Source organism: Streptomyces sp. NPDC050625, from assembly GCF_040654755.1.
GTDB lineage: Bacteria > Actinomycetota > Actinomycetes > Streptomycetales > Streptomycetaceae > Streptomyces.
Genome location: NZ_JBFAIQ010000004.1, coordinates 511,873 through 532,037, shown reverse-complemented (window position 1 = coordinate 532,037; position 20,165 = coordinate 511,873). Strand labels below are relative to the sequence as shown.

Sequence of the window (20,165 nt, the reverse complement as noted above, 5' to 3'; positions counted from 1 at the left end):
GTGTACGGGGGGGTTGACCGGCATGTGACGGTCCTGGCCCACACCGGGACTACTCCGTGCCGTCCGCCGGCAGGCGCTCCGGCAGCCCGAGTCGCGGGAACCGGTCGTCGTGGAACGTGACGATCTCGGTGATCGCCCCGCCGGTGACGCGCAGGACGTCGATCGTCAGCGGCAGGTACGCGCCCTCCTGCTTCCGCCAGAGGTAGAAGGCGACGGCGGGCTGCCGATTCACGGAGGTGAGGACGCCGCGCAGGCCCTTCATGCCCTCGAAGCCGCTCTCGACCCAGTCGTTCACCACCGCGTCACGGCCGACGTACAGGCCCGGTGTGGGCGGCATCGAGCACCGGACGTCGTCCCGCAGCATGGAGGCGAGCGCCGGGATGTCCGCGGCCACGCTGGCGTCGGTATAGCGGCGCACCAGCTCGCGCGTCCCGGTGTCCTGTTCGCCGCCGGTCCAGTCCTGCCGTTCGGCGGGCAGGTGCTCCCGCATCCCGGCGCGGGCCCGCTGCAGTGCGCTGTTCACGGAGTTGACGGAGTCCCCGAGGAGTTCCGCGACGTCCTTCGCCGGCCGGCCGAGCACGTCCCGCAGGATCAGCACGGCCCGCGGGCGCGGCGCAAGGTGCTGGACTGCGACCAGGTACGCCAGCTCGATCGTCTCCCGCGCGACGGCGACGGTCTCCGGCTCGTCCGCGTCACTCGCGGGCAGCTCGTCGAGCAGCCTGTCCGGGTAGGGCTGCAGCCACAACACCTCGCCGCCGTTCGCAGGCTCCGGACGGCACTTGGCGAGCAGGTCCAGGCAGGCGTTGGTGGCGATCCCGTACAGCCAGGCCCGGAAGGTCGACCGCCCCTCGAAGGTCTCCCGTCGCCGCCAGGCACGGAGGAACGTCTCCTGCACGGTGTCCTCAGCGTCCTCGAACGACCCGAGCATCCGGTAGCAGTGCACATGCAGCTCCCGCCGGTGCCGCTCCGCGAGCCCCGAGAACGCCGACTCGTCGACCTCGCCCAGGCCGCTCACGCCCAGTTCCTCCAGCCGCGTGTCCGCACTCATCACGTCTTCCTTCCGCCTCGTCGTGTCCCGTCGTAGGTGTGACGGGTGCGGGCGGGAAAACTCATCACTCGGGTCGGCTCATGACCGCGACCGCCGGCTTTCGGATGGCGCAGGCCTCCGGGGGCAAGGTTCCGGAGGCCTGCGCGAGTCCGTCTCCTACGAAGCACGGAGACGCCCAGCTGGTCAGCGGGCCGGCTCTGGAGCCTTCCCGCCCACGGCGGTTCGTTTCACGAGGCTTCGGCGGCTTCGACGTCGCTGCCGGCGAGCATGCGGAGTTCGAACGCCGAACGGGCAGCCGGGTGGGGTTTGTCCCTGCCCAGTACGGAGCCGAGCCATCCGAGCAGGAAGGCCAGAGGGATGGAGACGATGCTCGGATACTTCAGCGGGAACACGGCGAAGTCCATGTCGGGGAACAACGCCGACGGAGTTCCGGACACGGCCGGGGAGAACACCGCCAGGGACACCGAGCAGATCAGGCCGCCGTAGACACTCCACACCGCTCCGGTGGTGGTGAAGCCGCGCCAGTACAGGCCGTACAGCAGCGCGGGGAGGATGGCCGAAGCAGCGACGGCGAAGGCCAGTCCGGCGGCGAAGGACACGTTGAGGCGCGTGGCCCACAGCGAAAGGGCCGTCGCCGCGCAGCCGATCAGCACCACCGAGACCCGGGCCACCCGCACCTCCTGGGAGTCGGTGGCTCGGCCCTTCCTGATGACCACGCCGTAGATGTCGTGCGCCACCGAGGTGGCTGCTGCAAGGGCGACGCCCGCCACGACGGCCAGGATGGTCGCGAACGCCACGCAGGACATCACCGTCAGCAGCAGTGACCCACCGAGGGAGCCGCCCAGCAGCAAAGTGGCCGTATTCCCGGAGGAGTTGCCGCTCGTGATCGCCTCGGGGCCCAGTACGGCTGCCGCGCCGAACCCCAGTACACCGGCGATCAGACAGAAGACGCACGTCAGAACCGCCGTCCACTGGACGGAACGTCGGGCGGCGCGTGCGTCGGACACCACGCACAGGCGCAGCAGGAGATGCGGAAGGCCGGCGGCCCCGAGCACCGCCCCCAGTTGGAGGCTCAGCGAGTCCAGCGTGTCTGCGTCACCGCCCGGTGACCGTGCCCCGGGTGCCAGGAAGTGCTCACCGACGCCGCTGCGGTGGGCCGCGGCCTCCAGCAGGTCGCTGGGGTTCCAGCCGAACTTCGCCAGGACGAGCAGGGCCAGGTATGCGCTGGCGACCATCAGGAAGGCGGCTTTGAAGCACTGCACCAGCGTCGCTCCCTGCATACCGCTGAGAGCCACGTAGATGATCATCAGGATGCCGAGGAACAGCATCATGAAGTGCTGGGCGACTGCTCCGGTGATGCCGAGCAGAGGGGCGGCAAGGGCGCCGGCGCCCACCAGTTGCGCGGTCAGATAGAACAGGGAGATCACCAGGGTGGCGACCCCCAGGGCCAAGTGGACCGGGCGGGGCCGGAGATGGTGCGCCAGCACATCGCCGACCGTGTAGCGGCCCGTGTTGTGATACGGCTCCGCGATCAGCAGGAGAATGACGGCCCAGGCCACGATGGGGCCGAGCAGATAGGGGATGCCGTCGAACCCGGCGAGTGCGATCAGCCCGGGAGTGCCCAGCAGCGTCGCGGCGGAGATGAAGTCGCCGAACATTGCGATGCCGTTGCGGGCGGAGGACAGGCGGCCACCGCTGACGAAGAAGCGGCGGGGCGTGTCCGATTGCGAGGCGTCCAGCAGGGAGATGAGCACGACTGCGACGACGAACACCGCGAAGACGGTGATGACGAGTCCGGTGTGGGTCGTCCGGGCGAGCACGGAGGCAGTGTTCAACGCTCCTCCCCTCGGTACCCGAGCCCGGCGCGGGCTCGTTCCACGAGCGGATCCACGGTGGTGCGTGCGTATCGTGCGTACCACCGGCAGACCGCGAGCGTGGTGCCGCACTGCAGCAGCGCCAGCCCCAGCCCGACGTTCACATGACCGACGATTCTGAGCGCCATGACGTCTGCCGCCGTGCTCGCCAGGAGGGCGTTGAGCAGGTACAGGACGACAACGGCGGCGGCGACGGGGGCGATCCGGGAGCGGCGCGCGGCGCGCAGTCCCGCCAGAGAGGCCATCGCCTCGGGCGTGGTGCCACCTTCGGGTGTTCCCCCCAAGGGGGACGGCGTTCGTCTGCGTGGCTCGTGCAGCCCGTGGGGCGGCTCATGGATTCCGGACACGACATCAACTCCTCGCTGAGAGCGGTGGCGCGTGGTCGTGTCCGCACCGGGGTCCTGCAACCCCACAAAACCGAACGCCGTTCGGTTGTGGGAGCTTAGAGCGGGTCACACCGCCGTACAAGGCATCGGCGCATAACACCGGCGCAAAGTCGGTGACGGGCAGGGTGGGGCCGCAAGCTGTGCGGCTCAAGTGCCCTCGACGGACCCTTGAGGTGTTGCGACGCGCGCGTGCAGGCGGTCGAGGCCGTCGAGGAACATCTCCAGGGCCAGTTCGAAACTGTCCCGGTCGATGGTGTCGGCATGGTCACGCAGCCGGTGCGCGTCCACCAGGTGTGCGTAGCGTTCGCCGTAGACCTGCGCCTCGTCCTCGAACCCCCGGGCGAACGAGGTCATCGCCGATCCGATCACCAGATACTTGGTCGAGGCCCCGATCATCGTGGCGTACCGCGGCGGCCACCCGGCCCCCACCAGGCCGCCGTGCACGGCATCGGCGCGTCGCAGCGACGCCTCACGGCGGGCCGGTCCGTACGCCAGGAACGGCACGATGTGGGGATGTGCGGCGAGGGCGGCGCGGTAGGACCGGGCCCAGGACGCCACGGCGTGCCGCCAGTCGCCGGTGCCGAAGGCGGAGACGTCCACGCTCTCCATGATGGTGTTGGCGACATCGTGAAGGACGTCGTCCTTGGTCTTGACGTGCTCGTACAGCGAGGAGACCTGGACGCCGAGTTCCCCGGCGAGCTTGCGCATCGACAACTCGGCGAGCCCGTCACGGTCCACGATGGCCAGTGCCGCGGCGCAGATCCGTGCCCGGCTGAGGATCGGCCTGGTCGGTCGGGCCACCGCTGCACCCCCTTATCGCTCCGCGCTCCGCTCTCGGTAGCGCCGTGACTGTCGTGTTCACGGTACCCGCGCTCCGATAACCGAACACCGCTCGGGGTGGTGGAATCAGGTCATGCGGAGGCCTCGATGCCGAGTTCGGCGAGCAGACCGCGCACGCGCTGCTCCACGGCGTCCCGGATCGGCCGTACCGCGTCGACGCCCTGGCCGGCGGGGTCGTCCAACTGCCAGTCCAGGTACCGCTTGCCGGGGAAGACCGGGCAGGCGTCCCCGCAGCCCATGGTGATGACCACGTCCGAGGACCGCACGGCCTCCGTGCTGAGGACCTTCGGTGTCCGGTCGGAGATGTCGATACCGACCTCCTTCATCGCCTCCACGACCGCCGGGTTGACGGAATCGGCGGGCGCGGAGCCCGCCGAGCGGACCTCGACCCGGTCACCGGCGAGGTGGGTGAGGAAGGCGGCGCCCATCTGGGAGCGGCCGGCGTTGTGGACGCAGACGAACAGCACCGACGGGCGCGGGGCGGACGTGCTCATGGCGGGGTTCCTTCTCGGAGGGCGGGGTGTGGTCAGGAGGAGGCGAGTTCGGGTTCGCCGTGCGCGGCCGCCTCACGACGGGCCGGGGCGGGGTTCGGGCCGTGGACGACGGCCACCATGCCCAGCCCGAGCGCGGCGCCCAGCAGTTGGGCGGCGATGAACGGGGCGACGGAGACGGGCGCGATCCCGGCGAAGGTGTCGGTGAAGGCCCGGCCGACGGTCACCGCCGGGTTGGCGAACGACGTGGAGGAGGTGAACCAGTAGGCGGCCCCGATGTAGCAGGCGACCGCGACCGGGCCGAGGGCGGCCCGGCGGATGCGCTCCAGGCCGAAGACCAGGGCGACAAGCCTGGCGGTCGCCACGATTTCCCCGAGCCACAGATGGCCGGCCGACCGGTCGTGGGTGGAGAACTTCACCAGCGGCTTGGCGAACATCGCGTCGGCCAGGACGGCACCGCCGATCGCGCCGCAGATCTGGGCGGGCACATAGGCGGCGACATCGCGAAGGGTGAGGCCGTCGGCGTCGCGGCGGCCGGTGAACCAGGCGGCGAGGGTGACGGCGGGGTTGAAATGCGCGCCGGAGACCGGCCCGAGCAGGGCGATCAGCACGCCCAGGCCGAAGACGGTGGCGAGGGAGTTGGCGAGCAGCTGCACGCCGACGTCGCGCGACAGTTCGGTGGCCTGGATGCCCGAGCCGACCACCACCGCCACCAGCAGCCCGGTCCCGATCGCCTCGGCCGCTGCGCGGCGGACGAGCGGCGCGCTCACGCGGTGACTCCGGCGCTGTGGGGCGTGGTGAGGAACGCGGCGAGTCGGTCCAGGACGCCGGGCAGCACCCAGTAGTAGACCCAGGTGCCGCGGCGCTCGCAGTCGATGAGCCCGGCCTGACGCAGCAGCTTGAGGTGGTGGGAGATCGTCGGCTGGGAGAGGTCGAAGGCGGGGGTCAGCTCGCAGACGCAGACCTCGCCGCCCTGGCCGCGTGAGGCGATCATCGACATCAGGCGCAGCCGGACCGGATCACCCAGGGCCTTGAAGACCTTGGCCAGCTCGGTCGCCTGGTCCTCGTCGAGCGGCGCGGTGGACAGGCCCGGGCAGCAGCCGGCGTCCTGGCCGATCACCTCAAGCTCTTGTTTCGACATGCCTCTATGTTGACGTTTTTCGATTCAAGGCGCAAGCTTGCATCAATGAACGTCAATACAGGCCGTTCAGGGGCCATGCTGTGCCCCGTCACCTGGGAGTGAGTCATGAGCGAGCAGTCCACCGACCTGCGTGAAACCGTCCGTCGGCGATACGCGGCGGCGGCCGTGCAGGTCACCGAGGGCCGCGCCGGCTGTTGCGGGCCGCAGCCGGTCGAAACCGACGAGAACTTCGGCTCGACGTTGTACGCAGCCGACGAGCGCGACGCCCTGCCCGCCGAGGCCGTGGCCGCCTCGCTCGGCTGCGGCAACCCCACCGCCGTCGCGGAACTGCGCGCAGGCGAACGCGTCCTCGACCTCGGCTCCGGCGGCGGTATCGACGTCCTGCTGTCCGCCCGCCGCGTCGGCCCCACCGGCAAGGCCTACGGACTCGACATGACCGACGAGATGCTCGCCCTGGCCCTTGCCAACGCGGAGAAGGCGGGCGCCACGAACGTGGAGTTCCTCAAGGGAACCATCGAGGCCGTCCCGCTGCCCGCGAGCACGATCGACGTGGTGATCTCCAACTGCGTCATCAACCTGTCCACCGACAAGCCCGCCGTCTTCGCCGAGACGTTCCGCGTCCTCAGGCCCGGCGGCCGCCTCGGCGTCTCCGACGTCGTCGCCGACGACGCCCTCAGCCCCGCACAGCGCGCCGAACGCGGCGACCACGCCGGCTGCATCGCCGGTGCGTTGTCCTTCGCCGAGTACCGGGCAGGCCTGGAGGCCGCCGGCTTCACCTACATCTCCATCACCCCGACCCACCCCGTCGCCGACGGCATGCACTCCGCCATCGTCCGCGCCATCAAGCCCGCCGGCGCCGAGGAGGCCGCCGCCCAGGCCGCATCGGACGAGACATGCTGCGGGGTCAGCGCCTGCTGCACACCGGCGGAGACCTCCGCCGATCCCGCGCTCACCGTCACCGAGGCCAAGGCGGCGTCCGGTTGCGGGTGCCAGAACTGACACCCGAAGGCAATACTGACTGGTCGGTATGTCCTGGACGTCCGGGGGCGACGCGATCCGCCCCCGGACCCTCCCGTGCTCAACCGGTGAGCGGGCCGAACTCCTTACGCGTGTCCACGGGCTTGCCGAAGAGCTGCCACCGTTCGCCCTTGAACCGCATCAACTGCAGCGTCTCGATCGGGAAGGCGTCGTCCGGCCCGGTGGACAGGGTGACCCCGGGCAGCAGCATGCCCACCTTCACGTCCTTGAGGTTGCGCACCGCGTCCCGCAGCCCCTCGCGGGTCGGGCACTTCATCGCATCCAGGGCCTTGTGCAGGCTCGACGCGACCGCCCAGCCGTAGGCGTTGAACTGGTTGGCCGGGTCGGTGTCCGGTGCGTACTTGTGCATGGCGTCCTGATACGTCTTCACCTCCGGGTCCTGCGCCCACCGCGGGTCGGCCGGGTCCTTGAAGTACGTGGCGGACACCACCCCTTGGACGTTCTTGAAGCCGACCGGCTTGAGCACGGCGGCGGACGAGGACACGTTGTTCACGATGTGCAGCGGATTCCACCGGGTGTTCCTGGCATCGGCGGCAAGGGCCTGGCTGCCGAACTTGGGTGTGGTGACATCCAGCAGCACATCCGCCTTGGAGCGGGCGAGACTCGTCATCTGCGCCGAGACGGACGGATCGGTGACCTCGTAACTCTCCTCCGCGACCACCTTGACGCCACTGCCGGCGACGGCCTTCTTGAACCCGCCGAGCAGGTCCTTGCCGAAGTCGTCGTTCTGGTAGAGGACCGCGACCTTCGCCTTCGGCTTCTCGTCCTTGAGGTACTTGGCGTACATGCGTGCCTCGGCGACGTAGTTGGGCTGCCAGCCGATCGTCCAGGGGTGTTTGGTGTCCGTGCCCCAGACGGAGGCACCGGTCGCGACGAAGGGCTGCGGCACCTTCTGCTGGTTGAGGTAGTCCCACACGGCCGCCGTGGAGGGAGTGCCCAGGGTCTGGAAGACGGCGAAGACCTTCTCCCGCTCGACCAGCCGGCGGGCCTCCTCCACCGCCTTGGGCGGCTGATAGCCGTCGTCACGGACGACGAACTCCACCTTGCGGCCGCCGATGCCGCCGTGGTCGTTGACGTAACGGAAGTAGGCACCGACGCCCTTGCTGATCGTGCCGTAGGCGGAGGCCGGCCCGGACAGCGGGTAGATCCCTCCCAGCTTGATGGTCTTGTCGGTGATGCCCGTGGTCTGCTGGCCCTTGCACGCGCCGCCGGCGACGGTGCCCTGGTCGTCCTGACCTCGCTGGGTGCTGCAGGCGGTCGCGGTGAGCAGCGCGGCGGTCGCTGCCGCCGCCGCCCGCAGAGCGGTGATGTTGCGCATGTGATTCATTCCTTTTCCGTGCGGGGCGGTGCGCCCACGGGTTCGGCCTCGACAACTGCGGGATCCGCAGGAGTGGGGGGCGCGGAGGGTTCGGACGTGGACTCGGGAGCGGACCGCGCCAACGGCGACCGGTCGGACGGGGCTGCGCGGGCGCGGCGACGGGCGAGGGCACCCCCGGCCCGGCTCGCCAGGCCGGCCAGCCCGGTCGGAGCCACGAACATCACCGCGATGATCAGCAGGCCGAACACCACACCGGGTGCCGCCTCGCTGAGGTCCTGGGCCACGCTCGGCACGTACATCACGAACGCCGCACCGAGCAGCGGCCCGTACAGCGAGGCGAGCCCGCCGACCACCAGGCCGGCCAGCAGCGTGATGGACAGGACGAAGCTGAAGGAGTCCGGCGAGACGAAGCCGATCACCCAGGTGTACAGGCACCCGGCGACACCCGCGAACATCGCGCTCCATGCGAAGGCGAGGGTCTTGTGCACCGACAGCCGCACGCCCATGACTTCAGCCGCGCTCTCGTGGTCCCGCACCGCTAGCAGCGCGCGCCCGACCCGGGAGCGCAGCAGGTTGCGGGCCAGCAACAGCGCCACCGCGGCGACGGCGAGGACGACGAAGTACGTCCACTGGTCCTCCGCCAGCCCGCTCCAGGCCGGCGGCTGCGGCTTTGCCACCGTCAGGCCCATGGAGCCGCCGGTCACGGCCTCCAACCGCTTGAGCAGCGGTGGCAGGAACACCGCCAAGGAGAGGGTGACCAGCGCCAGGTACAGGCCGCGCAGCCGCAGTGCGGGCACCCCGAAGCCGAGTCCCAGCAGGAAGCATGCCGCGGCCGCGACCGGCAGGGTGGCCAGGTGGCCGGTGTCGAACCGGTCGAGCATGATCGCCGCGGTGTAGGCGCCGGCCGCGAAGAACGCGCCGTGGCCGAGCGAGATCTGTCCGCCGAATCCGACGAGCAGGTTCAGTCCGGCCAGCGCCACGGCGTACACCAGCACCATGCTCAACTGGAAGACCTGGAAGGGGGCGAAGTAGAAGGGCACGGCCAGGGCGACGGCCGCCGCGAGCAGCGCGGTGAGCGCGAGGCGCGCGTGCCGGGTGCGGTCGAGGACCGCGGTCATCGTTCTCATGCCCGCTCCACCGCCGCCCGTCCGAACAGGCCCTGGGGCCGCACCAGCAGCACCGCGAGGATGATCACCAGGGGTACGCCGACCTTCAGATCGGCGCCGATGACGTCCACGTACGCACCCGCCAGCGTCTCGGCCACTCCCACGAACAGGCCGCCGACGACGGCGCCCACCGGACTGTCGAAGCCCCCGAGGGTGGCCGCGGCGAACGCGTAGATGAGCACTCCGCCCATCATGTTCGGCTCCAGGAACAGCACCGGAGCGACCAGCACGCCCGACACCGCGCCGACCGTCGCGGCCAGCCCCCAGCCGAGCATCAGCACCCGGCTCACACGGATGCCCGACAGCCGGGCGGACACGGGGTTGCCGGCGACCGCCCGCATCACCAGGCCGATCGAGGTGTGCTGGAAGAGCAGGTACAGCAGGCCCATCACCGCGGCCACCACGCCGATGATCCCGAGGGTGGACCAGTCCATGCTCACCCCCGCCAGGTCGATCCCGCCGTCGGGGAACGGCTGCGGGAAGTCCTTGACGGTGAACGACCAGATCAGACCGGCCGCCGCGTTGACGAAGATGAACAGGCCCACGGTGACGATGACCACCGTCAGTTCGGGGGCACCCTGCACAGGGCGGATGACGATCCGCTCCACCAGCATGCCGCCGGCGAAGGACACCGCCAGGGTGACCGGCAGCGCCAGCCAGAACGGCATTCCGGACGCCATCAGTTGCCAGGCCACGTACGTGGAGAGCATCGCGAGTTCACCCTGCGCGAAGTTGACGATGCCCGTGAACCGGTGGATCAGTACCAGCGCGAGTGCCAGGCTGGCGTACACCGCTCCGGAGCCGATCCCTTCCACCACTTGCTGGAGCAGATCCGTCAAGGCGCTCACCCGCCCTGCCCGGAGCGGGCCGGAACGCCGAGGTACACCTCGGCGACCTGCCCGTCCTCGCGGATCTGCGCGGCCGGTCCCGACAGCACCAGCCGTCCGGCCTCCAGTACGTGGGCCTGATGCGCGATGTCCAGCGCGAGTTGGGCGTTCTGCTCGACGACGACCACGGTGGTGCGCTCCTCCTCGTTGATGGTGCGGACGATCTCGAACAGCTCACGCGTGACCAGGGGCGCGAGCCCCAGCGACGGTTCGTCCAGCAGGAGCAGCGCGGGCCGCAGCATCAGCGCCCTGCCGATGGCGAGCATCTGCTGCTCGCCGCCGCTGAGACTGCCCGCTGCCTGCCGGGACCGCCGGCGCAGCTTGGGGAAGTGGTCGTAGATCCGTTCCAGGTCCGCCGCCACGGCCGCACGCTCGCCGCGGCCGCGCCACCGGCCCCGGGTGCGCAGGTGCGCGCCGATGCGCAGGTTCTCCTCGACGGTCAGCTCGTTGAAGGTGCCACGGCCCTCGGGCACGTGCGCCACACCGAGCCGGGCGGCCTGCTCCGGGGAACGGCCCAGCAACTCGGCACCGTTCAGGGTCACCGATCCGCGGCCGCGGATCATGCCGCACAGGGCCCGCAGGGCTGTGGTCTTGCCCGCGCCGTTGGGTCCGAGGACGGCGCACACCTCGCCCCGGGCGACGGAGAAGTCCAGGCCGTGGAGCACCCGGGCCTGGCCGTATCCGGCATGCAGGCCGGAGACCTTCAGGAAGTCCCGCTCCGCGGTCGCCCCGGCCTCGGTGCCGTCGAGGGAAGGCCCGCTCACGCCGCCACCCCCAGGTACGCCTCGATGACGGCCGGATCGCGCTGGATCTCCTCCGGCGGACCCTCGGCGATCTTGCGCCCGAAATCGAGGCACACCACCTTGTCGCACAGACCCATCACGAACCCCATGTGGTGCTCGACCACGACGAGCGTGACGTCGAAGTCCCGGCGCACCGCACGGACCAGATCCGCGAATTGGCCGACCTCGCCGTGGCTGAGACCGTTGACGGGTTCGTCGAGCAGCAGCAGCCGGGGCCGAACCGCGAGGGCTCGTGCGAGTTCGACGCGTTTGAGCGTGCCGAACGGCAGCCCGGAGGCGGGATGGTCGGCGACGTCCTCCAGGCCGAGCCGTCGCAGCAGTTCGTCCGCCCGATCACGCAGTTCCGCCTCCTCCCGCCGGACGCGGGGCAGCCGGAGCGCCGCGGCGAGGTGTCCGGTACGCCCCCGGCTGTGGGCGCCGATCATGACGTTCTCCCGGACCGTCAGCCGCGTGAACAGGCCGAGGTTCTGGAAGGTGCGGGCGATGCCGCACCCGGCCACGGCGTGCGGCGCCACGGCGAGCAGGTCCTCACCGTCGAACGACACCGACCCCGCGTCGGGGGCGCAGCGCCGGGTGAGGCAGTTGAACAGCGTGGTCTTGCCGGCTCCGTTCGGCCCGATGAGCCCCACGGCGGTGCCCGGCTCGACGGTGAACGCGACACCGTCCAGTGCCGTGATGCCGCCGAAACGCACGGTGATACCGTCGACCGTGAGCATGAGTGACGCCCCTTCCGATGTGCTGGGATGTGGGCGAGCGTCACAGTAGGTGGGGGCCTTCCCGGCGCACATTGGGTGCGAGCACCCAACTTCGGGTCCGCCGGCCTGTGCGCGGCGCACAATGCCTCGGACATCTCCCCCGCCGGGCCTGTTGACGGGACACGAGGACACGGCCACGATCTGCGCATGCCTCGCGGTCTCGCCCTGGGCACCCCAGGTCTGTCCGAACCGCTGCTCCAGGAGCGGCGGCGGATCCTGCGCGCCGTCGAGGAGCGGCTGGAGGACGTGGTGGAGACCGCCGTTGCCGTGATGCGTGCCGAGATCCCCTCGTACGCGCTCCAGAGCGAGCCGTTCTTCGACGACGTACGCGACCAGGTGCTCACGCACTACCGCATCAAGCTGGCAGCACTGGCCGGTGACCGGGAGATCGCCCCGGAGGACCTGGGCTTCAGCCGTGCGGCGGCGATGCGCAGAGCGCGCGCGGGGTTCGCCCTGGAGGACTGGATGAGCGCGTTCCGGATCGGCCGGCAGGTCTTCTGGGACGCGATGGTGGCCGACGTGGGCGCCTCGGAGGCGGCACACCAGGCCGCGCTGTCCCTGGTCACCCCCATGATGCGGTACGTGGACTACGCCAGCACGCATGCGGCGCAGGCCTATGTGGAGTACCAACAGCACGTCGTCGCGGACGCGGACCGCGAGCGCCGGGACCTGCTGGAGCAGCTCCTGGCGGGCGTGGCACCGACGCGTGGGCCGCTGCTGGCCGCGGCACAGGCGTACGGCATCGGACCGCACTCACCGATGATGGTGGTGGTGGCGGTCTGCGACAGCAGTATTTCCAGCGGGGACCTCGCCGCCGCCGAAAGCGGCTACGCCACCAGCGCGGCGATCAGCGTCGCCGGCCTCTGGGCCAGCAGGACACTCGTCGTCGTGCGGCAGGGCGAGGTGGTGGCCGTACCCGTGATGCGCGCCGGCATGGACGAAGAGGACATGTGCAGCCACTTCGAGGGCGTGCAGCAGCGGCTCGGCCGCAAGGGAACCGTGCTGTCCATGGGCATCAGCACGGTCGCCCGGGGCGCGGCCGAACTGCCGCGTGCCTACCAGGAGGCGCGGGCCGCCCTCGACCTGGTGCCGATGGGGGGCGGGGTTGCGGCGCTGCCGCGGCTGTCCCCCTTCGACTACCTGGCGCTGCGCGCCGACGACCTCGCCCGCCAGTTGGTCGATCCCCGGGTGCGTGCGCTGCTGGACGAGGACCGCAGACGCGGCGGCACGCTGGCGGCCACCATACGGGCGTTCGCGGAGGCGGACCTGAACCTGCGGCTGGCCGCCGACCGGCTGCGGGTGCACCACAACACGGCGCACTACCGCTTGCGCCGTATCGAGGAACGCACCGGATGCAATCCGCGCCGGATCGCGGACCTCATGGAACTGCTGGTCGCCCTCGCCATCCGCGACGAGGCCGGGGAAGGTGAGGACTGCCCGTGAGCGGCATCGTTGAGCCTGCGCAGACCGGGGTGGCGGCACGCCGTCGGCCCGGCGAGCACGCGGCGTCGGGCGTGCCGGAGGAACCCGGCGAGCCGGACCTCCCCCTTCGAAGGGCCCTTCTGGACGCGGCGTTGAAGGTGTTCACCGAGCGCGGCTACGCCGATGCCGGCCTCGCCGAGATCGCGGCGCACTCCGGCATCCCCGTGGGCAGCCTCTTCCAGCACTACGGCGGCAAGCGCGGACTGTATCTGGCGCTGTGGGAGGAGTTCCGGGAGGAGCAGGAACGCCGGACCGCGGCAGCGCTGGCCGCGGCGCGCAGCCGCGGGGTGGACGACCCCGTCGCCGTGTTCACCGCGGGCGCGCGGGCCTACCTGGACGGCATCTGGAACAACCGGCCGCTCGGCAGGCTCCTCGCCGAGGACGACGGTCCGGCCGGCTTCGACACGCTGCGCCGCCAATGGGACCGGGCCTGGGTACGGCGCAACGCCAGACTGCTGCAGGTGGACGAGCGGCACCGCGCGGGCCGGGTCAGGGTGATCGTGCTGACGACGGTCATCGGAGGAGCGGCGCGCGAGCTGGGCGACTGCGCGGACGAGACGGAGGCCCGGGAGATCGTGGACGAGGTGTGCGGCATCCTCACCCACCTGTCGACTCCGCCCGGCTGAACGGCGACGCCGGTCCCGGTCCTGTGCCGACCGTGGCTGACGCCTGCTCAGCAAGCCTTTGCTTTACGTGACTTGTACATTGCCTTTGCTTGCCGGTGTCCACCGTTCGTCTGTCCTTCACACGGACCCTGCTTGAGACTCCTAGGGTTGCCGCGCCGCTCCCCGTACGACCGTCACCCCTGCCCGGAGGACAGTCATGACCGCCGTCAAGGCTCCCAAGCGCACCAGTCGCCCGCTCGCCGCACTCGCCGGGGCCGTCGCCCTCACCGCCACGTCGATCGGTCTGTGGGCCGCGACGACCTCCCCCGCTCAGGCCGCCGCTCTCCCGACCCCGGACCACGTCGTGGTCGTGGTGATGGAGAACCACGCCTACTCGCAGATCATCGGCAGCTCCAGCGCCCCGTACATCAACAACACCCTCAAGGCGGGTGGCGCCAACCTCACCCAGTCCTACGGCCTCACCCACCCCAGCGAGCCGAACTACTACATGCTCTTCTCGGGCTCCAACCAGGGCCGCACCGACGACAGTTGCGTCCCCGTCGGTTCCATCTCCGCGCCCAACCTCGCCTCCGAGCTGATCGCCGCCGGGAAGACCTGGAAGAGCTACAACGAGTCGCTGCCCAGCCAGGGTTCGACGACCTGCAGCAGCGGCAACTACGCGCAGAAGCACAACCCGTGGTTCGGCTTCTCCAACGTGCCGACCAACACCGCCATGACCATGGCGCAGTTCCCGACCGACTACACGACCCTGCCGAAGGTCTCCTTCGTGGTGCCGAACCTGTGCAGTGACATGCACGACTGCTCGGTCTCCACGGGCGACACCTGGATCCAGAACCACCTGGGTGCCTACGCCACCTGGGCCCAGAGCCACAACAGCATCCTCGCCGTCACCTTCGACGAGGACAACAAGCTGTCCGGCAACCGCATCCCCACCGTCTTCTACGGGCAGCACGTCGCGCCCGGCAGCTCCACCTCCACCACCTACAACCACTACAACGTGCTGCGCACCGTCGAGGACCTGGCCGGTCTGACCACGCACGCGGGCAACGCCGCCTCGGCATCCGACATCGCGGGCATCTGGAACTGACGCCCGTGTATCTCGCGGACTCCCGCAGCACCAAGCCCGCCGTCGCCCCGGACACCCGTCCGGGGCGGCGGCCGGCCGCTGTGCCCAACGCCGTGCTGGCCCTGGGTGCGGTCAGCCTGATCACCGACGTCTCCTCGGAAATGGTCACGGCCGTCCTGCCGCTCTACGTGGTGGCGGGCCTCGGCCTGTCGCCCCTCGGGTTCGGTCTCCTCGACGGCATCAACAACGGTGTCGGAGCCCTGGTCCGGCTGGCCGGCGGCCACCTCGCCGACCGGGGAGGCCGCCGACACAAGATCGTGGCGGGCGTCGGCTACGGCCTGTCGGCGCTGTGCAAGCCGCTGCTGCTGCTCGCCCACACCCTCCCCGTGATCAGCGCCGTGCTCGCGGCCGACCGCACCGGCAAAGGGCTGCGCACGGCCCCCCGGGACGCGATGATCTCGCTCGCCACCGAACCCGAGCACCGGGGACGGGCGTTCGGGGTGCACCGCGCCATGGACACCACCGGTGCGCTGCTCGGTCCGCTCGTCGCCTTCGCCGTACTGCGGGCCACCGTCGACGGCTACGACGCGGTCTTCGCGGTCAGCGGCTGCGTCGCCGTGCTCGGGGTCCTGGTGCTGGTGCTGTTCGTGCCCCGCCACATCTCCCCCGCCGGTCCCGCACGGCCGCCCGAGGAGGCAGAGCGGCCGACGCTGCGCGCCGCCATCGGGCTGCTGCGCCGCCCGCAGCTGCGCCGGCTCACCGTGTGCGCGGCTCTGCTCGGCCTGACCACCGTCAGCGACTCCTTCCTCTATCTGCTGCTCCAGCGCGAAGAGGGCCTGCCTGCCGACCTGTTCCCGCTGCTGCCGCTCGGTACCGCCGCTGTCTTCCTACTGCTCGCCGTCCCGCTGGGCGCACTCGCCGACCGCATCAGCCGACGCCGGCTCTTCCTGGCCGGCCACGGCGTCCTGCTGCTCGGCTACGGCCTGGTGCTCGGCCCCTGGCGCGGTGTCCCGACCGTGGTCGCCGTTCTCGTGCTGCACGGCACCTTCTATGCGGCCACCGACGGAGTCCTCGCGGCCGCCACCGCCGGGGTCGTCCCGGCGCAGCACCAGGGTGCCGGGCAGGCGTTGGTCGGCACCGGCCAGGCGCTGGCCCGATTCACCTGCTCGCTCGCCTTCGGCGCGGCCTGGAGCCTGTGGGGCGGGCGCAACGCGCTGGCCGTCACCGCCGTCGCACTGGCCGTCAGCGCCGTCGTGGCCTGGTTCGTCCTCCGTACCGCCGATGAGGTGCCCGCATGAGAAGAACCACCCGCCTCGTGATCCTGCTGGTCGCCGTCGTGGTGCTCGGGAGCGTGGGCACCGGGGCGGTGCTGTACGCCGCCCACCGCTCAAGCATGCGTGACCAGCAGCAGGCGAACGGTCCGACCGTGCGGGCCGGTACCGTCTCGCTCCGGCCGGCCGGTGGCCGTCGGCTGCTGGTACGCAACCTGGCCTGGGGCCCGCACCGTGACGAGATCGCCACCGTGCCGGCCGACGATCCGCAGGGGCCGCGCACCGCGTCGGGCGTCAAGTGCCTGCGTTTCCACGCGGCGGCCGGTACCGGCATCTGCCTGCAGGCCGTGCACGGCACGCTGCAGGACACCTACCGGGCGGTGGTACTCGACTCGCGGCTGCACGAACTGCACCACTTCCCGGCAGCAGGCATCCCCACCCGGGCCCGGGTCTCACCCTCCGGGCACCTGGTGGCCTGGACGGTCTTCGTCAGCGGGGACTCCTATGCCGGCACCCACTTCTCCACCCGCACCGCCATCGTCGACACCCGCACCTGGGCGATCGACGACAACCTGGAGACGTTCCGCGTCATCAAGGACGGCCGGACCCACCGCGCCGCGGACATCAACGTCTGGGGTGTCACCTTCGCCGACGACACCCGCTTCTACGCCACGCTGGCCACCGGCGGCCGCACCTACCTCGTGCGGGGCGACGTCGCCGCACGCACCCTGACCACCGTGCACCGCAACGTCGAATGCCCGTCCCTCTCGCCCGACGGCACCCGGATCGCCTACAAGAAGCGCGTCCCGGGGGCCTCGTCCGACGCTCCCTGGCGGCTGTACGTCCTCGACCTGCGCACCATGAAGGAGACCGCGACCGCCGAGCAGCGCAACATCGACGACCAGGCCCTGTGGCGCGACGACTCCACCCTCGTCTACGCCCTTCCCGGCGACTACGGCTCGGACCTGTGGACCGTCCCCGCCGACGGCACCGGCACGGCCCGCCGACTGATGACCTCCGCCGTCGCCCCCGCCTACCTGGGATGACAGGCCGCACAGCCGTCCGTGCGTCTCTCTCACCCTTGACAAACCCCCTGGCACAGCTGAAATGCTGACCGACCAGTCGGTATGAAGGGACGGGCCGTGACCGAGTTGAGCATCTCCACCGCGGCGGGACTGTTCGACGCGGTCGCGGAGGGCCCGTGCGAGGGTCGCCCGGTGCTGTTGCTGCACGGCTTCCCGCAGACGGGCCTGGCATGGCGGCAGCAGCTCGCGACGCTCGCCGCGCACGGATACCGGGTCGTGGCACCCGACCAGCGTGGATACTCCCCCGGGGCTCGCCCCGAACGGCCCGAGGACTACCGCATCAGCGTCCTGGTCGACGATGTGGTCGCGATCACGGAGGAGTTGGGCTGGGCCTCGTTCGACCTGGTCGGTCATGACTGGGGAGGCGCGGTTGCATGGTGGACCGCCCAGGCCCACCCCGGCCGCGTACGCACCCTGACGGTTGTCTCGACCCCGCACCCGGGCGCCCTCGCCACCACGCTGCGCACCGACGCGGACCAGCGCGAACGCTCGCGCTACATGATCGACTGGCGCGAAACGCCCGCGACAGAAGAGCTCATGCTCGCCGACAACGCCGAGGCCCTTCGCTCCGTCTACGCCGGAAAGATCCCGCAGGAAAGTGCCGAGGCCTACGTGCGGCACCTCTCCCAGCCCGGCGCTCTCACCGCGGCGCTGAACTGGTACCGGGCCGGCCGCCCTGACGGCGCGATCCGCGCCGTCGACGTGCCCACGCTGTACGTCTGGAGCACGGAGGACAGCGCGTTCGGCCCGGCGGCCGCGCAGGAGACGGGGCAGTGGGTCAACGGGCCGTACCGGTTCGAGACCCTCCAGGGCGTCAGCCACTGGGTCCCCGAGGAGGCGCCCGAGACGCTGAGCCGACTGCTGCTCGAACATCTGCGCGCGCACGGCGAGTGAGGAAACACGGCGAACACCCGTCTGCCGAATCCCGGAAGGTGACTTCAATGAAGACAGCGCGAGCAGCCTGGCGCCGGCTCGAACCCGTGCACGGCATGATCTACTTCGCCCCCGAGGCAAGGCGGCGCTACGCGGAGCTCGGACTGGGCGGACGGGCCGGGTACTTCGCTTCCCGCAGCGCCGCCTTCGGCCGGGCGTCCGCCGAGCTCGTCATCGCGACCTTCTACAACTTCAACCCCGATCTGGTACGGAAGGCGGTGCACGGGGTCTGGGACGCGACGACACCACAGCAGGTGCTGGACGCGCGGTACGCGGGCGCGAGTGAGGCCCTGCGGCGGGCCGGGATCCACGAACTCCCCGCTCTCGACGAGGTCTTGGCACTGACGCGCCGGGCCGCCGAAGCCGCCCGCGAGCACGCTCAGGGCCGCCCGCTGTTCGCCGCGCATGCCGCGCTGCCCTGGCCCGACGAACCGGTGCTGCAACTCTGGCACGCCCAGACGCTGCTCCGGGAGTTCCGTGGAGACGGCCATGTCGCGTGCTTGCTCAACGAAGGCGTGGGAGGCCTGGAGGCCCTGATCCTGCACGCCGCCACCGCCGAAATCCCCGTCGACTTCCTCAAGGCGAGCCGCGCATGGCCCGAGGACGAGTGGACCGCCACCAAAGAGCGCCTGCGCACGCGAGGCCTCCTCGACGGTGACTCCCTCAGTCCGGAAGGCGCACGCCTGCGCCGGCACATCGAGGACCGCACCGACCGCCTGGCCCTCCCCGCCTACGCCGCCCTGGGTGACGCCGACTGCGAGCGTCTTGCCGAACTGGCAAGCCCCTTCGGCCGGGCCGTCGTCGACGCGGGCCTCCTCAAGGTCGGCTGACCAGGTCTTTCACCCGGGCCGCAGCCACACCGTGCTGCCAACGGCCGCTCACACGGAGCGCAGGTCCGCGTCGGCCGGAGCCGGCACGCACGCCCGACGGGTTCTGTCGCGCATCTCCCGGGGGCTGAGGCCATAGCGCTGGCGGAAGGCGGTGCTCAGCGCGCTGGCCGAGGAGAACCCCGAGGCGTAGGCCAGCTCCGTGATCGTCATGTGCTCGCAGTCGGCGCACTGGAGGCGGTCGCGAACCAGGCGCAGGCGCTCTTCGCGGATCAGTCCACGGGGAGTGGTACCCACGCACTGGAGGGCCAGCTGGATCTGGCGCAGGGACCAGCCGAGGGCGCGTGCCATGGACGCACCCGTGAGACCGGGATCGGCCGCGTGGTCGCGGACGTAGCGCCGGACGAGCGCCTCGACCTCGACGAGATGGCCCGGGACGTCGGGGCGGTCGTCGCCGCAGGCGAGCATGCACAGAAGCTCGACGATGCGGTCCGCGATCGCGTCGAACGCCGTGGCGGTGAGTTGGTCGCGCTCCTCGTGCAGGGTGCGCACCATGCCGAGCACGATGCGGCCCAGCCCCCGGCCCAGATCGAATCCGGTGGCCAGCGGGGCCTTCCGGTTCAGCGGGCTGTCGATCTCCCGGGCCGGGATCGACAGGATGAATCCGTCCAAGGACGCGTCGTGGAGCAGCTCGAAGGGCGCGCCCAGCGTCATCAGGCTGCCCGTCCCCGGCGTCAGCCGTGACTCCTGGTCGTCCTGCCGCAGGACCACCTCGCCGGCGAGCGGGAGGACGAACCGGTAGTCGGGGTCGGGTTTCTGGCGGATCAGGCCGGGGGTGCGGACGTACTCGATCTGGTCGCTGCGCCATTTGACGAGCTGGTAGTTGTCACTGCGTTGCCGGACCAGCTCGCCCCGGAAGGTGTCGGGTCGGGTGAACCGGAGGTCCATGCGCGTCTGGTAGACGTCGATGCGCTCGCTCCAGAGGTCGGTCCCCTCGCGCGACGAGACCTCGCCGGTCCTGGTCGTCTCCACGAAGTAGCTTCCCGCGGACAACCCATCTCCTCCGCTGCGACGCGTCACGACGGCGCTTGACGAGCGGCTCGTGTCCTTCGCCGCCATCGGCCGTTA

Annotated in this window: 21 protein-coding genes; 8 read left to right on the top strand and 13 right to left on the bottom strand. The window is 70.8% G+C overall.

The features are described from left to right. Window positions 1–49: 49 nt before the first annotated feature. The 7 genes from AB0I54_RS12880 to AB0I54_RS12850 all read right to left on the bottom strand — a co-directional run bounded on the left by AB0I54_RS12880 (window position 50) and on the right by AB0I54_RS12850 (window position 5,780). Entirely contained in the window at window positions 50–1,048 is a 999-nt protein-coding gene (locus AB0I54_RS12880) for an RNA polymerase subunit sigma-70 (RefSeq protein WP_363295988.1), read from the bottom strand. Between the two features lie 227 nt (window positions 1,049–1,275). Then, window positions 1,276–2,883, bottom strand: a complete 1,608-nt coding sequence (locus tag AB0I54_RS12875) for a cation acetate symporter (RefSeq protein WP_363295987.1) — start codon at window positions 2,881–2,883, stop codon at window positions 1,276–1,278. Then, window positions 2,880–3,269: a DUF485 domain-containing protein gene (locus AB0I54_RS12870; RefSeq protein ID WP_363295986.1), complete on the bottom strand. Its 390-nt coding sequence runs from the start codon at window positions 3,267–3,269 to the stop codon at window positions 2,880–2,882. Before AB0I54_RS12870 ends, AB0I54_RS12875 begins: the two co-directional genes overlap by 4 nt. 186 nt (window positions 3,270–3,455) lie before the next feature. Further along, the gene (locus tag AB0I54_RS12865) at window positions 3,456–4,109 is read right to left on the bottom strand and encodes a TetR/AcrR family transcriptional regulator C-terminal domain-containing protein (protein ID WP_363295985.1); all 654 of its coding nucleotides are present in this window, start codon (window positions 4,107–4,109) and stop codon (window positions 3,456–3,458) included. Window positions 4,110–4,219: 110 nt separating this feature from the next. Next, on the bottom strand, window positions 4,220–4,642 hold the full coding sequence (locus AB0I54_RS12860; RefSeq protein ID WP_363295984.1) for an arsenate reductase ArsC: 423 nt from the start codon (window positions 4,640–4,642) through the stop codon (window positions 4,220–4,222). A gap of 32 nt (window positions 4,643–4,674) precedes the next feature. Further along, on the bottom strand, window positions 4,675–5,409 hold the full coding sequence (locus AB0I54_RS12855; RefSeq protein WP_363295983.1) for an MIP/aquaporin family protein: 735 nt from the start codon (window positions 5,407–5,409) through the stop codon (window positions 4,675–4,677). Then, on the bottom strand, window positions 5,406–5,780 hold the full coding sequence (locus tag AB0I54_RS12850; RefSeq protein ID WP_363295982.1) for a metalloregulator ArsR/SmtB family transcription factor: 375 nt from the start codon (window positions 5,778–5,780) through the stop codon (window positions 5,406–5,408). Before AB0I54_RS12850 ends, AB0I54_RS12855 begins: the two co-directional genes overlap by 4 nt. Window positions 5,781–5,885: 105 nt before the next feature. On the opposite strand from AB0I54_RS12850, the gene arsM reads away from it, so the two are divergent. After that, window positions 5,886–6,779: an arsenite methyltransferase gene (gene arsM, locus AB0I54_RS12845; RefSeq protein ID WP_363295981.1), complete on the top strand. Its 894-nt coding sequence runs from the start codon at window positions 5,886–5,888 to the stop codon at window positions 6,777–6,779. 79 nt (window positions 6,780–6,858) lie between these two features. Here arsM and AB0I54_RS12840 read toward each other — a convergent pair whose 3' ends face one another. Genes AB0I54_RS12840 through AB0I54_RS12820 form a run of 5 tightly spaced genes read right to left on the bottom strand, consistent with a single transcriptional unit; the run spans window position 6,859 to window position 11,708 of the window. Further along, window positions 6,859–8,136, bottom strand: coding sequence for an ABC transporter substrate-binding protein (locus AB0I54_RS12840; RefSeq protein ID WP_363295980.1), 1,278 nt, complete (start codon window positions 8,134–8,136; stop codon window positions 6,859–6,861). A gap of 5 nt (window positions 8,137–8,141) precedes the next feature. Further along, a complete protein-coding gene (locus AB0I54_RS12835; protein WP_363295979.1) occupies window positions 8,142–9,263 on the bottom strand; it encodes a branched-chain amino acid ABC transporter permease in 1,122 nt (373 codons plus the stop codon). Beyond that, window positions 9,260–10,150, bottom strand: a complete 891-nt coding sequence (locus tag AB0I54_RS12830; RefSeq protein ID WP_363295978.1) for a branched-chain amino acid ABC transporter permease — start codon at window positions 10,148–10,150, stop codon at window positions 9,260–9,262. The genes AB0I54_RS12835 and AB0I54_RS12830 overlap by 4 nt, the downstream gene beginning before the upstream one ends. Then, window positions 10,147–10,953, bottom strand: a complete 807-nt coding sequence (locus AB0I54_RS12825; protein WP_363295977.1) for an ABC transporter ATP-binding protein — start codon at window positions 10,951–10,953, stop codon at window positions 10,147–10,149. The genes AB0I54_RS12830 and AB0I54_RS12825 overlap by 4 nt, the downstream gene beginning before the upstream one ends. After that, window positions 10,950–11,708 (bottom strand): ABC transporter ATP-binding protein, encoded by a 759-nt coding sequence (locus tag AB0I54_RS12820; protein ID WP_363295976.1) that lies wholly within the window; start codon window positions 11,706–11,708, stop codon window positions 10,950–10,952. The genes AB0I54_RS12825 and AB0I54_RS12820 overlap by 4 nt, the downstream gene beginning before the upstream one ends. Window positions 11,709–11,894: 186 nt before the next feature. On the opposite strand from AB0I54_RS12820, the gene AB0I54_RS12815 reads away from it, so the two are divergent. The 7 genes from AB0I54_RS12815 to AB0I54_RS12785 all read left to right on the top strand — a co-directional run bounded on the left by AB0I54_RS12815 (window position 11,895) and on the right by AB0I54_RS12785 (window position 19,040). Then, window positions 11,895–13,190 (top strand): helix-turn-helix domain-containing protein, encoded by a 1,296-nt coding sequence (locus tag AB0I54_RS12815; protein ID WP_363295975.1) that lies wholly within the window; start codon window positions 11,895–11,897, stop codon window positions 13,188–13,190. Continuing rightward, a complete protein-coding gene (locus tag AB0I54_RS12810; RefSeq protein WP_363295974.1) occupies window positions 13,187–13,855 on the top strand; it encodes a helix-turn-helix domain-containing protein in 669 nt (222 codons plus the stop codon). The genes AB0I54_RS12815 and AB0I54_RS12810 overlap by 4 nt, the downstream gene beginning before the upstream one ends. 196 nt (window positions 13,856–14,051) lie before the next feature. Continuing rightward, complete coding sequence (locus AB0I54_RS12805) at window positions 14,052–14,942, top strand: alkaline phosphatase family protein (RefSeq protein WP_363295973.1); 891 nt, start codon at window positions 14,052–14,054, stop codon at window positions 14,940–14,942. Between the two features lie 5 nt (window positions 14,943–14,947). Next, the gene (locus AB0I54_RS12800; RefSeq protein ID WP_363295972.1) at window positions 14,948–16,219 is read left to right on the top strand and encodes an MFS transporter; all 1,272 of its coding nucleotides are present in this window, start codon (window positions 14,948–14,950) and stop codon (window positions 16,217–16,219) included. Further along, window positions 16,216–17,238, top strand: a complete 1,023-nt coding sequence (locus AB0I54_RS12795) for a TolB-like translocation protein (RefSeq protein WP_363295971.1) — start codon at window positions 16,216–16,218, stop codon at window positions 17,236–17,238. The genes AB0I54_RS12800 and AB0I54_RS12795 overlap by 4 nt, the downstream gene beginning before the upstream one ends. Before the next feature lie 96 nt (window positions 17,239–17,334). Continuing rightward, window positions 17,335–18,171 carry an alpha/beta hydrolase gene (locus tag AB0I54_RS12790; protein ID WP_363295970.1) on the top strand — a complete coding sequence of 279 codons (837 nt, stop codon included), beginning with the start codon at window positions 17,335–17,337 and terminating at the stop codon, window positions 18,169–18,171. A gap of 47 nt (window positions 18,172–18,218) precedes the next feature. Beyond that, window positions 18,219–19,040 carry a hypothetical protein gene (locus tag AB0I54_RS12785; RefSeq protein ID WP_363295969.1) on the top strand — a complete coding sequence of 274 codons (822 nt, stop codon included), beginning with the start codon at window positions 18,219–18,221 and terminating at the stop codon, window positions 19,038–19,040. A 48-nt stretch (window positions 19,041–19,088) separates the two neighbouring features. Here AB0I54_RS12785 and AB0I54_RS12780 read toward each other — a convergent pair whose 3' ends face one another. After that, window positions 19,089–20,090, bottom strand: a complete 1,002-nt coding sequence (locus tag AB0I54_RS12780; protein WP_363295968.1) for an AraC family transcriptional regulator — start codon at window positions 20,088–20,090, stop codon at window positions 19,089–19,091. Window positions 20,091–20,165: the final 75 nt, after the last annotated feature.